General features: G+C 63.3%; 11 protein-coding genes and 2 pseudogenes. 4 read left to right on the top strand and 9 right to left on the bottom strand.

What is annotated here, in order from left to right:
* Positions 1 to 52: 52 nt before the first annotated feature.
* Positions 53 to 1,201 carry an aldose epimerase family protein gene (locus BM403_RS29815; RefSeq protein WP_093546707.1) on the bottom strand — a complete coding sequence of 383 codons (1,149 nt, stop codon included), beginning with the start codon at positions 1,199 to 1,201 and terminating at the stop codon, positions 53 to 55.
* A gap of 138 nt (positions 1,202 to 1,339) precedes the next feature.
* Between BM403_RS29815 and BM403_RS29810 the strand changes: the two genes are divergently transcribed.
* The gene (locus BM403_RS29810; RefSeq protein ID WP_012723601.1) at positions 1,340 to 2,107 is read left to right on the top strand and encodes an SDR family NAD(P)-dependent oxidoreductase; all 768 of its coding nucleotides are present in this window, start codon (positions 1,340 to 1,342) and stop codon (positions 2,105 to 2,107) included.
* Between the two features lie 604 nt (positions 2,108 to 2,711).
* On the opposite strand, the pseudogene BM403_RS31780 reads toward BM403_RS29810, so the two are convergent.
* The 5 genes and pseudogenes from BM403_RS31780 to BM403_RS29795 form a co-directional block, all read right to left on the bottom strand.
* Positions 2,712 to 2,828 (bottom strand): annotated as a pseudogene (locus BM403_RS31780) (glutathione S-transferase); the annotation flags it as partial.
* A gap of 231 nt (positions 2,829 to 3,059) precedes the next feature.
* Positions 3,060 to 3,176, bottom strand: a pseudogene (locus BM403_RS32330) (glutathione S-transferase); the annotation flags it as partial.
* Between the two features lie 231 nt (positions 3,177 to 3,407).
* A complete protein-coding gene (locus BM403_RS29805) occupies positions 3,408 to 4,004 on the bottom strand; it encodes a glutathione S-transferase family protein (protein WP_093546705.1) in 597 nt (198 codons plus the stop codon).
* 30 nt (positions 4,005 to 4,034) lie between these two features.
* The gene (mug, locus tag BM403_RS29800) at positions 4,035 to 4,568 is read right to left on the bottom strand and encodes a G/U mismatch-specific DNA glycosylase (protein ID WP_093546702.1); all 534 of its coding nucleotides are present in this window, start codon (positions 4,566 to 4,568) and stop codon (positions 4,035 to 4,037) included.
* A complete protein-coding gene (locus tag BM403_RS29795) occupies positions 4,565 to 5,563 on the bottom strand; it encodes an AraC family transcriptional regulator (protein ID WP_052308707.1) in 999 nt (332 codons plus the stop codon). The genes mug and BM403_RS29795 overlap by 4 nt, the downstream gene beginning before the upstream one ends.
* A gap of 65 nt (positions 5,564 to 5,628) precedes the next feature.
* Here BM403_RS29795 and BM403_RS29790 point away from each other — a divergent pair, with 65 nt between their 5' ends.
* Both BM403_RS29790 and yghU read left to right on the top strand, forming a co-directional pair.
* A complete protein-coding gene (locus BM403_RS29790; protein WP_043205176.1) occupies positions 5,629 to 6,855 on the top strand; it encodes an MFS transporter in 1,227 nt (408 codons plus the stop codon).
* 67 nt (positions 6,856 to 6,922) lie between these two features.
* On the top strand, positions 6,923 to 7,750 hold the full coding sequence (gene yghU, locus BM403_RS29785; protein WP_012723606.1) for a glutathione-dependent disulfide-bond oxidoreductase: 828 nt from the start codon (positions 6,923 to 6,925) through the stop codon (positions 7,748 to 7,750).
* 111 nt (positions 7,751 to 7,861) lie between these two features.
* Here the strand turns inward: yghU and BM403_RS29780 are convergent, their stop codons facing one another.
* From BM403_RS29780 to BM403_RS29770, 3 genes are read right to left on the bottom strand one after another with little or no spacing between them, the layout of a single operon-like run.
* Positions 7,862 to 8,788, bottom strand: a complete 927-nt coding sequence (locus tag BM403_RS29780) for a sugar ABC transporter substrate-binding protein (protein ID WP_012723607.1) — start codon at positions 8,786 to 8,788, stop codon at positions 7,862 to 7,864.
* Positions 8,789 to 8,807: 19 nt separating this feature from the next.
* The gene (locus BM403_RS29775; protein WP_012723608.1) at positions 8,808 to 9,587 is read right to left on the bottom strand and encodes a TIM barrel protein; all 780 of its coding nucleotides are present in this window, start codon (positions 9,585 to 9,587) and stop codon (positions 8,808 to 8,810) included.
* The gene (locus tag BM403_RS29770; RefSeq protein WP_012723609.1) at positions 9,584 to 10,588 is read right to left on the bottom strand and encodes a Gfo/Idh/MocA family oxidoreductase; all 1,005 of its coding nucleotides are present in this window, start codon (positions 10,586 to 10,588) and stop codon (positions 9,584 to 9,586) included. Before BM403_RS29770 ends, BM403_RS29775 begins: the two co-directional genes overlap by 4 nt.
* 186 nt (positions 10,589 to 10,774) lie before the next feature.
* On the opposite strand from BM403_RS29770, the gene BM403_RS29765 reads away from it, so the two are divergent.
* A complete protein-coding gene (locus BM403_RS29765; protein ID WP_093546699.1) occupies positions 10,775 to 12,736 on the top strand; it encodes a sigma-54 interaction domain-containing protein in 1,962 nt (653 codons plus the stop codon).
* Positions 12,737 to 13,266: the final 530 nt, after the last annotated feature.

The raw sequence follows: 13,266 nt of genomic DNA, 5'->3' as shown, positions 1-13,266 counted from the left end.
TCATGCCATATGAGGATTAAATGTGGGAGGGGGCTTACCCCCTCCCACATGTTTAGTTTGCGGAGAATTTGAAGACGGTGCTCTGGGTGTAGGTTTGCCCTGGGTTCAGGCGGGTGGAGGCAAATGTCGGTTGGTTTGGCGCATCCGGAAAGTGCTGGGTCTCCAAGGTGAAACCACTCCAGTGCAGGTAGGTCTTCCCAGCCTTGCCCTTCACCGAACCGTCGAGGAAGTTACTGGTATAGAACTGCACCCCTGGCTCGGTGGTGTACAGCTGCAAGCGCCGACCTGACTCAGGGTCATGCACCTCGGCGGCCAATTGCTTCACGTCGCCTTTGGTGTCCAGCGCCCAGTTGAAGTCAAACCCGCCTTGTTTGGGCTCGGCAAATTTGAGCTGCGGATGATCCTCCTTGATGTGCTGGCCGATCGGCGTCGGTTTGAGGAAGTCCATCGGCGTGCCCTTGACGGGGGCCAGTTCGCCGGTCGGAATCAAGGTGGCATTCACCGGGGTGTAATGGCTGGCATGCAAGGTGGCGACCTGCTTGAGAATGTCGCCATTCCCCGCGCCGGCGAGGTTGAAGTAGCTGTGGTTGGTGAGGTTGAGCACTGTGGGTTTGTCGGTGGTGGCCTTGTAGTCGATGTGCAGTTCGTTTTTATCGTTGAGGCGGTAGGTGACTTCGGTTTTCAGGTTGCCGGGGAAGCCCATTTCACCGTCCTTGGACAGGTAGGTGAGGGTGACGCCGACCGAGTCCTTGGATTTGACGGGCGAGGCCTTCCAAACATGCTTGTCGAAGCCTTGTGCGCCGCCGTGCAGCGAGTTGGGGCCGTCGTTGAGTGGCACCTGGTAGCGCTTGCCGTCGAGCTCAAAGGCACCGCCCGCGAGGCGATTGCCGAAACGCCCGATGGTCGCACCGAAAAACGCGGTGCCAGCCTGGTAGCCCTGCACGTCGTCGAAGCCGAGTACCACGTCGTCGACCTTGCCGTTTTTATCCGGCACTTTCAGCGACTGCAGCACGCCGCCGTAGGTGATCACCGTGGCTTGCATGCCGTGGCTGTTGCGCAAGATGTACTGTTCGACGGCGGTGCCGTCGTTGGTTTTACCAAACGGTTTGTGTTCGCTGGTGAGCCCTGCGGCCTGGGCGCCGCCACTGGCGATCAGCAAGGACATGGCCAGGCCCGAGAGCAGGTATCGAGGGTGCTTCATGATCGAACTTCCTTTTGTTGTTTTGAGTGGAATAGTTCTACTAATGTGCGATATTTTGTCGATAAGACAGCGAATTTATAGCCTTTAATGCCGTATTTGCAAAATAAAATAAGACTAATTGAGCGAGGCACCTGTTCTATGAGCACTCAACACGCCGTTTACCCCGACCTTGAAGGCAAGACCGTCCTGATTTCCGGAGGCGCCTCGGGCATTGGTGAATTCATGGTGCGCGCCTTCGCTGCGCAAGGCGCCAAAGTCGGGTTTGTGGACCGCGCGCAAAGCCAGGGCGAACGCCTGGCGGCGCTGCTCAGTTCGCGCGGGCACACCGTGGAGTTCGTGAACTGCGACATCACCGATGAAATCGCCTACAAGGCGGCCATCGGGCGTTTCGAACACTCCCTTGGGCCGATCACCGTGCTGGTGAACAACGCCGCCAATGACGTGCGCCACACCCTGGAAGAAGTCGACTCGGAGATGTTCGACCGGCTGATCTCCGTCAACCTCAAGCACGCCTTCCTGGCCGCCAAGGCCGTGGTGCCGATGATGAAAGGCGCGGGCGGCGGGGCGATCATCAACCTCGGCTCGGTCGGCTGGATGATGGCTTCCGCCGGCTACCCGGTGTACGCCGCCAGCAAAGCCGCCGCCCACGGCATGACCCGCGCCCTGGCCCGGGAACTGGGGCCGAGCCGCATCCGTGTGAACACGCTGGTGCCGGGTTGGGTGATGACCGAGAAACAACTGGCGATGTGGGTCGATGATGCCGCCAAGGAACTGATCAGCCGCAGCCAGTGCCTGCCGGGCAGTGTGCTGCCGGAGCACATCGCCAATATGGCGCTGTTTCTCGCCTCTGACGCCTCGGCGATGTGTTCGGCGCAGAACTTTATTGTGGATGGCGGCTGGGTCTGAGCCGGGCTGCACAGGCCGAATGTGGGAGGGGGCTTGCCCTAATGCCAGTCAGTTAAGAAGCAGCAAGAGCGAAAAGTACCCCGTGGCGAGGGAAGCTTGCTCCCGCTGGACTGCGCAGCAGTCCCAGTCTTTTGAAACAAAGCGCTGGGGCCGCTTCGCGACCCAGCGGGAGCAAGCTCCCTCGCCACAGGTACGGTGCTCATCCTTAACTGACTGGCATTAGGGCAAGCCCCCTCCCACATTGGATAGGGGGGGTTATTCGATCGGGTACTTCTTGAAAGCCGGGTGCTGTTCGAGGCGCTCGGCATGGTGCTTGAGGTTGGGAAACGCACCCGCCTTGACCACCGACGCCACGGTGAACTGGCTGAACGTGGGAGAGGGCCTGCCCTAATGCCAGTCAGTTAAGAAGCAGCAAGAGCGAAAAGTACCCCGTGGCGAGGGAGCTTGCTCCCGCTGGACTGCGCAGCAGTCCCAGTCTTTTGAAACAAAGAGCTGGGCCCGCTTCGCGACCCAGCGGGAGCAAGCTCCCTCGCCACAGGTACGGTGCTCACCCTTAACTGACTGGCATTAGGGCAAGCCCGCTCCCACATTGGATAGGGGGTGTTTATTCGATCGGGTACTTCTTGAAAGCCGGGTGCTGTTCCAGGCGCTCGGCATGGCGCTTGAGGTTGGGAAACGCATCCGCCTTGACCACCGACGCCACGGTGAACTGGCTGAACGTGGGAGGGGGCCTGCCCTAATGCCAGTCAGTTAAGAAGCAGCAAGAGCGAAAAGTACCCCGTGGCGAGGGAGCTTGCTCCCGCTGGACTGCGCAGCAGTCCCAGTCTTTTGAAACAAAGAGCTGGGGCCGCTTCGCGACCCAGCGGGAGCAAGCTCCCTCGCCACAGGTACGGTGCTCACCCTTAACTGACTGGCATTAGGGCAAGCCCCCTCCCACATTGGATAGGGGGGGTTATTCGATCGGGCACTTCTTGAAAGCCGGGTACTGTTCGAGGCGCTCGGCATGGTGCTTGAGGTTGGGAAACGCACCCGCCTTGACCACCGACGCCACGGTGAACTGGCTGAATGTGGGAGGGGGCCTGCCCTAATGCCAGTCAGTTAAGAAGCAGCAAGAGCGAAAAGTACCCCGTGGCGAGGGAGCTTGCTCCCGCTGGACTGCGCAGCAGTCCCAGTCTTTTGAAACAAAGAGCTGGGGCCGCTTCGCGACCCAGCGGGAGCAAGCTCCCTCGCCACAGGTACGGTGCTCATCCTTAACTGACTGGCATTAGGGCAAGCCCCCTCCCACATTGGATAGGGGGGGTTATTCGATCGGGTACTTCTTGAAAGCCGGGTGCTGTTCGAGGCGCTCGGCATGGTGCTTGAGGTTGGGAAACGCATCCGCCTTGACCACCGACGCCACGGTGAACTGGCTGAACGACCAGGCCACTGCCGCGGTAATCGAGGCCTGGCTCAGTGCTTCACTGTCGCTCAGCTGTTTTTCCAATAACGAATAAGCGGCCAGCAACTGCCCGCTGACGCGGTCGAGCCAGGGCGCATGCAGCTTCTCGGCCGGGCGCAGGTTGTGTTCATAGACGATCTGCACGCTTTTCTCACAGGCCGCCAGGGCCAGCCCGAGTGTTTGCAGGTCGCGGGCACGCGCGGCGGGTTGCGACGGGAGCAGCTTTTTATCCGCCGGGGCCAGGGTTTCCAGGTAGTCCAGGATCAGGCTGGAGTCCATCAGCACCGTGCCATCGTCCAGCACCAGCGTCGGCGCCTTGACCACCGGGTTGATCTGGGAGAACTCGGTGAACGTGCGGAACACCGACAGCGGCTCATGCACAAAATCCACCCCGTATAACTCCAGGGAAATGGCCACGCGGCGTACGTAGGGCGAGTCCAGCATACCGATCAGTTTCATGAAGCCTCCATTGCTCACAAGGTGATGGACTCAAGAGATTAAGGGCGCGGGGTCGACGAGCGCAATGGCCTCGCGCAGGGACTGATACGCCTCCACCAATTGCTCCAGGCTGAACGCCAGGTTGCGTCCGCTCGGGTTGGGCAACACCCACACCGACGCACCGCCCAGCCGCTGCGGCTGCAACCCCCAGCCGATCTCGCGTTGACCGGACAGCGCGCTGTAGCCGGCCTTGCCGAGAAATGCCACGAAACGCGGTGCGTGGCGGTGGATTTTCTGTTCAAACGCTGCCGCCGCGTCGGTGAATTCATGCCGTGCCAGCTCGCCCGCGCTCGCGGTAGGGCGCTCGACCACGGTGGTCAAGCCGCAGTGATAGTCCAGTAACGTACGGCCGTCCTCCGGGCGGATTTCTTGGGGCGTGAAGCCCGCCCGGTGCAAGGTGCGCCAGAAGCGATTGCTGCGATTGGCAAAGTGCAGGCCCAGGGCGGCGGAGCCCTTGCCGGGGTTGATGCCGCAGAACACCACGTCCAGGCGGTCGGCCAGGATGTCGTCGAGGCGAGCGTTCATGCCGGGCTCCGCAGGGTGTGGCGGCTGGCCCCCGGTGGCTGGCCGGTGATGCGCTTGAATGCACGGCTGAACGCCGCCTGGGAGGTGTAGCCCAGGCGCAGTGCGACGTCTTCGATGGGCAACCGCTCCAGGGTCAGCCATTGGCTGGCCAGGCGCATGCGCAGTTCCGTCACGTAGCGCAAGGGGGGGATACCCAGGGTGGCCTGGAAGCGCTCGGCGAACACCGAACGGGAGGTGTGACAGTGCGCGGCCAGCTCGGCCACGCTCCAAGCGCGGCCGGGTTGCTGGTGCAGGGCGAGCAGGGCACCGGCCAACCGTGCGTCGCGCAGCGCCGCCACCAGCCCCGACGCATTGCCGCAGGCGCATTCCACCCAGCCGCGCACGATCATCGCGGCCACCACATCGGCCAGGCGCGCGAGGATGCCGGAGTAGCCGACGCGAGCGGCGCTGACTTCGCGTTCCATCACCGCCAGGATCGGCATCAGGCCGGGGTAACGCTGGCCCTGGGCGTCGATCAGCATCAAGGCCGGCATCAGGCTGCCGAGCCCCTGGATACTGCCAAGCTCGAACGCCATGCAGGCGCTGAACAGCAAGGTGCTCGGGAGCGTGTCGGGCGATGCATCCACCGCGCAGACGGTCTCGCCTAGCGGCGTGGCGTCAAAGCCCTTGATGTCCTGCACCGGCCCGTCCGCGGTGGATGACAGCGCATGGGCGCCGCCGTGGGAGATGAACACCGCATTGCCCGCCGACAACTCAAACAGGCTGCCGTCGTCGGTACGCAGGGTGGCCGTCCCTGCAGCCAGGAAGTGGAAATAGGCGTGTCCAGGTTTGGCCTCAAAGCCCATGCCGAAGCTCGGCCCGGCCTGGATGCGCCGGTACTGCACCCCGCGCAGGCGCATGCCGCGCAGCAGCTCGTCGATAAGGTCGGAGGACAGGTTGAAAGGGGCCGCTGTCGTCATGTTCGGGGTTTCGGTCAAAAACTCAAGGGTTTGCATCATAGATCATCCGATGTGACGAACCTAGACTGGCCGTCGCGCTAATTTCCCGAGGATGTCGTGTGATGAATGATTGTGTAGCTCAACCCTCTGTCCATTCGCAGGCGGAGCCCACAGACCCGGCCTGGATGGCGGTGTTTTCCCTGGCCATGGGGGTGTTCGGATTGTTGACGGCGGAATACCTGCCGGCCAGCCTGTTGACGCCGATGGCGATGGACCTTGGCGTGTCAGAGGCGCTCGCCGGCCAGGCGGTGACCGTGACGGCCGTGGTGGCGTTGTTCGCCGGGTTGCTGGTGCCCGGCCTGACGCGTGGCATCGACCGACGCGTGGTGCTGTTGGGTTTTTCCTTGCTGATGATTGCGTCCAACCTGTTGGTGGCGCTCTCTTCCAGCCTGGCGGTGCTGCTGTTGATGCGCATCCTGCTGGGCGTCGCCCTGGGCGGTTTCTGGAGCATGGCGGCAGCGGTGGCGATGCGCCTGGTGCCGGCGGCGCTGCTGCCCCGTGCGCTGTCGATCATCTTCAGTGGCATTGCGGTGGGCACGGTGGTCGCCGTGCCGCTGGGCAGCTTCCTTGGTGGTTTGTATGGCTGGCGCAGTGCGTTCGTCGCCGCAGCCGCCGTCGGTGTGATCACGCTGGCGTTCCAGCTGTTCACACTGCCACGCCTGGCCCCCACGGGCACCGCACGTTTGCGCACGATACTGGATGTGCTGCGGCGTCCGGGCATCGCCATCGGCATGTTTGGCTGCGTATTGGTGCACACCGGGCATTTCGCGCTGTTCACCTACATCCGGCCATTCCTGGAAAGCACCACAGGCGTGGGCACCGAAGGGCTGGCCTTGATGCTGCTGGGGTTCGGCGCCGCCAACTTCGTCGGCACGCTGTTGGCCGGATGGATGCTGGTGCGTTATCCACGCGGCACGTTGGTGCTGATGCCGATCTTGGTGGGCGTCGCGGCGCTCGCCCTGGTGCTGCTGCCGGCCTCGCTGCCGAGCCAGGCGTTGCTGCTGGCGCTGTGGGGCATGGCCTTTGGCGGGGTGCCGGTGGCGTGGTCGAACTGGGTGGCCCGCGCGGTGCCGGATCAAGCTGAAAGTGCCGGTGGCATGGTGGTGGCGTCGGTGCAATCCGCTATTGCGGCAGGGGCTGCGGGGGGTGGCGTGATGTTCAGCCTCAGCGGTATCGACGGCGTGTTTATCGGTGCCGGTGTCTTGATGCTGCTGGCCGCCTTGTTGATCGCGTTACGGGTGCAGGTGCCTCGGCAGCATGCGGCGGCGGGTAAAGCGCTGCAGGTGTGACGCGCCATCAACCTTTGGTTTAGTCTGGAGCGCTTCGCTGATCGCAAGCACGCCTGGAGCAGTAAGCATGACCGATTACGTACCCCCAACAGTGTGGACCTGGGACACCGAAAACGGCGGCACCTTCGCCAGTATCAACCGACCCATCGCCGGCGCCACCCATGACAAGGCACTGCCGGTGGGCAAGCACCCGCTGCAGCTGTACTCCTTGGCCACGCCCAATGGACAGAAGGTCACGATCCTGCTGGAGGAGTTGCTCGCGCTGGGCCACACCGGTGCGGAATACGACGCCTGGCTGATCAAGATCGGCGACGGTGACCAGTTCGGCAGTGGCTTTGTCGGGGTCAACCCGAACTCCAAGATCCCGGCCCTGCTGGACCGCAGCGGCGCCACGCCGATTCGGGTGTTCGAGTCGGGCGCGATTTTGCAGTACCTGGCGGAAAAATTCGGTGCGTTCTTCCCGACTGAGCCTGCGGCGCGTGCGGAATGCCTGTCGTGGTTGTTCTGGCAGATGGGCAGCGCGCCGTACCTGGGCGGTGGCTTCGGGCACTTCTATGCGTATGCGCCGAGCAAGATGGAATACGCGATCAACCGCTTCGCCATGGAGACCAAGCGTCAGCTCGACGTACTCGACCAGCGCCTGGCGGTGAGCGAGTACATTGCGGGTGATGAATACACCATCGCCGATATCGCGATCTGGCCCTGGTATGGCGGGTTGGTCAAAGGCCGCTTGTATGGCGCGGCGCAGTTCCTGTCGGTGCATGAGTACACGCACGTGTTGCGCTGGGCGGACGCGATCGAAGCGCGGCCGGCGGTGCAGCGGGGGCGGCGGGTGAACCGGGTGTCTGGCGAGGAACAGTTACCCGAACGGCATGACGCAAGCGACCTGGACTGAGTGTGGGAGGGGGCTTGCTCCCGATAGCGGTGGGTCAGGCACGGATGTATCAACTGACCCACCCTCATCGGGAGCAAGCCCCCTCCCACAGTGTGCGCTGGGTACGACAGGCTATCTGTAGCGCTGCTCAAACACCGCCACCTGCTCGGGCTTGATCAGTTCGAACGGCACCCACACCTCCGGCTCAATCGGCTCACCCTTGATCATCCGCACCGCGGCGTGCACCGCCTGGGTCGCCTGGGCTTTCGGGTCCTGGAACACCGACGCCGTGAGCATCCCACGCTTGATCGCCGCCAGGCCGTCGGGCAAACCATCGATGCCGACAATCGCGATCTCGCCCTTGGTTTTGCCGGCCTGCTGCAAGGCCATGGCCGCGCCAATCGCCATTTCATCGTTATTGGCCACGATGGCATCGAACTGGGTGCCCGCCAGCAGCCAGTTGCTGGTCAGGTCCATGCCCTTGCTGCGTTGCCATTCGGCGCTTTGCTGCTCGACCACCTTGATACCGGGAAAATCCTTGAGCACCTGTTTGGCGCCTTCGGTGCGGTCATGGGTGGCGTTCTGCGCGAGGTCGCCCATGATGATCGCCACATTGCCCTTGCCGCCGAGCTTTTCCGCCAGGTAGCGCATCTGCAACTGCCCGGCTTCGATGTCGTTGGAGGCCACGGTGACCACGCCCTTGGGCAGGGTGCGTTCGTCCGGGTGACGGTTGACGTACACCAGCGGTGTCTTCGCCGCCACGGCGGCGCGGGTCATGTTGGCGGTGGCGGCGGTGTCCACCGGCAGTACGATCACCGCGTCGACCTTCTGGTTGAGGAAACCTTCGACCTGATTGAGCTGGCGCACCACATCGCCCTGGGCGTCTTCGAACTGGATCTGCACATCCTGCTGCTTGGCGGCGGCTTCCAGGCCGGTGCGCACGTAGGTCATGAAGTTATCGTCGACCCGGGCAATGCTCACGCCGATGCGATAGGCGGCGAAGGTCCATTGGCTGAACAGCAACACCAGCGTGGCAACGATCAATGAATAGCGGTTCATAAGGGTGTTCCTTTTATTGTTATAGGGTGAACGCTTGGCGAAATCGCTCCAGGGCCAACTCGCTGTCGCCGCTGGCCCAGCCTTCCAGGCCGACCACGCCGCGGTAGCCCATGGCGTGCAGGGCCCTGGCTATGGCTGGGTAGTGGATTTCACCGGTGCCGGGCTCCTGGCGTCCCGGCACGTCGGCCACCTGGATTTCACCGATGTGTGTACCGGCGCGCTGGATCAGCTCGATCAGGTTTCCTTCGCCGATCTGCGCGTGGTACAGGTCCAGGTTCATCTTCAAGTGGGGGCTGCCCACGGCCTCGACCAGCGCCAGGGTGTCGTCGGCGCGGGCAAAGGGCGTGCCGGGGTGGTCGACCTCGGTGTTGAGGTTTTCCAGCAGGAACACACGGCCGGCGTCTTCCCCCAGGCGGGCGATTTTTTCCAGGGTCTTGCAGGCGCTCAGCCACATGCGGCCGGTGGTCTGGCTCACGGGTTGAACGGGCAGGCCGCCGTCACCCAGGCCGGTACCGTGCAGGTTGAGGCTGGGGCAATTCAATTGCTCGGCGACCCCTAAGGATTCGCGGGCGCTGTCGAGCAACTGGCGGATGCCGTCGGGGTCGGTGAGGGTGCCGCTGATGTAGCCGGTCATGGACGTAAAGTCGGCACCGGTGGCGGCGAGGGCGGCGATGTCCTTGTGGGTCCAGTTCCAGATTTCAACGCTGAAGCCCAGCGCATGAATACGCTGTACGCGCTCGATGAAGGGCTGGTCGAGAAACACCATCTCCGCGCTGATCGCGAGCTTGAACGGGCTCATAGGGTCACCGCCTTGCCCGTTTCGAACGATTCGATACAGGCACGGGCAATCGCCAGCGCCGCGCGTGCGTCTTCACCGCTGGCCAGGGGCTTGGCGCCGCTGCGCAGGCAATCGACAAAGTGGTTGAGCTCGGCGATGTAGGCGTCGCGCAACAGGTCGGTGTCCATGCGCTGGGTGTCGGCCTGGATGCCTTGGGCGAGGTAGCGCACCAAGTCGGACTCGTTAAGGCTGCCCATGCTCAGCATGCCGGCGCTGCCGAACACTTCGCCGCGCACGTCGTAGCCATACACGGCCTGGAAATTGGCTTCGGCAGTGGCGATGGCGCCGTTGTCGAAGCGGATCGCAACCACCGCGGTGTCGAGGAAGCCTTTGTTTTTGTAATCGGGCGCGATCAGTGCGTCAGCCATCACGTACACCTGCACCGCCTCGGCGCCGGGATTGAGGTAGCGCAGCGTGTCGAAATCGTGGATCAGGGTCTCGAGGAAGATCACCCATTGCGGCGAAGCGGCCGGGTTGTTCAGCGCCGGGTCGCGGGTCAGCGAGCGCAGCAGCTGCGGGGTGCCGATGCGGCCGGCGGCGACGTCGAGGTGCGCGGTGCGAAAGCTCTTGGCGAAACGCCGGTTGAAACCGACCTGCAGCGGCACCCGCGCATCGGCCGCGGCCGCGATGGCACGGTCGGCCTCATCCAGGGTGATGGCCATGGGTTTTTCGCAGAAGATCCCTTTGCCCGCGCGGGCGGCGCTGATCACCAGCTCGGCGTGGCTGCGGGCGGGGGCGGCGATGAGTACGCCGTCGATGTCCGGGTCGTCGAGCAATTGTTGAGGGTCGGTGTAAACCTTGCTCACGCCCAGTTCAGCGGCGAGGCGGGCGGCCTGGCCTGGCGTTGGGTCGGCAATCGCCGCCAGGCTGGCGCCGGGGATATGCCGAGCGGCGGTCAGGCCGTGGAAGCTGCCCATGCGACCGGCACCGATCAAACCCAGGCGGATGTGCTGTGTACTCATGAAATAACCCCTTGTTGTTATTGGCCCCAGGACGGTCCTGGTGGGCTAAGGGGTAGGAGCAAGGCCTGTGCCAATTCATAACTCATTGATAAATAGCGATTTATTATTATTCATAAGCGAAAAGTGTTCATTTAATGAACATGTCTATACTGACATGTCAAAAACATGAACATGGATACCGCCCCAATGAGCATGGCGTTCAGCGTGCAAGACCTCGACTACCTCACAGCCCTTGGGCCTGCTGCGTTGAATGATGGCCCGGTGGCCACGCTGGAGCAGGCCTGGCGCGACTGCCTGGCCGGTCAGGTCGAGCGCCCGGCGCACGTGCGCCAAGTGATCTGGGATTCGTGGCGGCGCAGCGTCGCGGCCGGTATTGACCCGGCAGACAACGCGTACCGCTTCGTGGCCGCCGAAACCCTGGCCGCCACCCAGGCCACCCACCGCGTGCTGATCGCCGCCGCCGCGCAAGTCATGCGAGGCTTGCTGGCCTACAACCCGCGCGGCCATATCAACCTTACCGATGCCGACGGCACCACCCTGTATTTCTGCGGGCTGGACATCACCCCCGTGGGCAGTCGTCTGCTGGAATCGGTACAAGGCACCAACTGCACCGGCCTGGCGCTGGCCGAAGATCGCCTGGTGTACGTGCTGGCCGAGGAAAACTTCGGTATCGGCCTGCGCCAGCGCCGCATGCACTGCGCCGCTGCGCCGATCAAGAATGCTCAAGGCCAGACCCTGGCCATGCTGACCCTCACCGCCGAGCCCGGCTGGTTTCACTTCCATACCCTCGGCACGGTGCAGGCTGCGGCCGACGCCGTATCGCGGCAGATGGCCCTGCAAGGTCTGTTGGAAGAACAGCAAACCGTCCTCGAAGTGCTCAACGAAGGCCTGGTGGTGCTGGATGAGCGTGGCTGCATCAAGGCGCTCAACCGCTATGCCCGGCACCTGTTCGGGGTGGGGCTGGAGCTGATCGGTCAGCCGTTTCAGCAGTTGGGGCGCAGCGAATTGAGCGACTCGATGGGCGAGGCCGTTCGCGACCTCGACTGCACCTTCCACCTGCACAACCGCAGCCAACTCGCCTGCCTGGTCTCGGTGTGCCCGCTGGAGCAGGGCGGGGTGATCGTGTCACTGCGGGAGAACCGCCGCATCCGCGAAATCACCCGACGCCTCATCGGCACCCAGGCCAGCTACACCTTCGACACCATCCAGGGGCACTCGCGGGCGATCCAGGACGCGCTGCACCTGGGGCGCATCGCCAGTCGCAGTGATTCCACCACGCTGATCCTGGGTGAAAGCGGCACCGGCAAGGAGCTGTTCGCCCAGGCCATCCACAACGGCAGCGACCGCTGCAACGGCCCGTTTGTGGCGGTCAACTGCGGCGCGATTCCACGCGACCTGGTGCAAAGCGAGCTGTTCGGGCATGTCGAAGGCGCGTTTACCGGCTCGGCGCGTGGCGGCTCGGCGGGTAAGTTTGAACTGGCGGATGGCGGTACGATTTTTCTGGATGAGATTGGCGACATGTCCTTCGATGCCCAGGTGAGCTTGCTGCGGGTGTTGCAGGAAGGTGAGATCACCCGTGTCGGCGCGAAAAATTCGCGGCAAGTGGACGTGCGCATCATCGCCGCCACCCACCGCAACCTCAGCCAGGCAGTAGCGGAAGGCGCGTTTCGCGAAGACCTCTACTACCGCCTCAATGTGCTCAACCTGACCGTGCCGCCACTGCGCATGCGCCGTGAAGACATTCCGCTGCTGGCGCGGCACTTTCTGGCCCGCTGTGCGCGCTCGTTGCGTAAGTCGGTGCAGGGCTTTTCACCGGAGGCGATGGCATTGCTCTCGGCCTATGGCTGGCCGGGCAATGTGCGCGAGTTGGAAAACAGCATCGAGCGGGCGACCAACTTGGCGACGGGGGCGCTGATCGAACCGGTGGACCTGCCATTGGAAAACCGCCAACGCGCCCCGCTGCGCGGCTACGAACCGCACCCTGCCCAGGACCTGAGCAGCCACGAAATGCACGCCATCGTCGCCGCGCTTAAAAGCACCGGTGGCAATATCCGCCTGGCTGCGCGGCAACTGAACGTGTCGCGGGGCGGGCTGTACAACAAGATGAGTCGGTTTGGGCTGAATGCCGGGGATTTTCGTGGCGACTGAGATTTAAGCCTGGCGCAGTTCAAATGTGGGAGGGGGCTTGCTCCCGCCGGTGGCCTGACAGCTGACCACAATCTAACTGTTACCTCGCGATCCAAATGTGGGAGGGGGCTTGCCCCCGATAGCGGTGTGTCAGTCGATTCATCAGGTGACTGATTCGGCGCCATCGAGGCATCGGTATCTACACAATTCTGGCTATGGCGCAGGACCTGTGGCGAGGGAGCTTGCTCCCGCTGGCGGCCTGACAGCCCACCGCCATCTAACGGTTAGACCGCGATCCAAATGTGGGAGGGGGCTTGCCCCCGATAGCGGTGTGTCAGTCGATTCATCAGGTGACTGATTCAGCGCCATCGGGGCCTCGGTATCTACACAATTCTGGCTATGGCGCAGGACCTGTGGCGAGGGAGCTTGCTCCCGTGGCGGCCTGAAAGTCGAGCTCCCTCTAACGGTTAGGCTGCGATCCCAATGTGGGAGGGGGCTTGCCCCCGATAGCGGTGTGTCAGTCGATTCATCTGGTGACTGATTCAGCGCCA

The organism is Pseudomonas sp. OV546, from assembly GCF_900116845.1.
GTDB classification, from domain to species: Bacteria; Pseudomonadota; Gammaproteobacteria; order Pseudomonadales; family Pseudomonadaceae; genus Aquipseudomonas; species Aquipseudomonas petroselini.
This window is presented reverse-complemented; position numbering and strand designations above follow the sequence as displayed.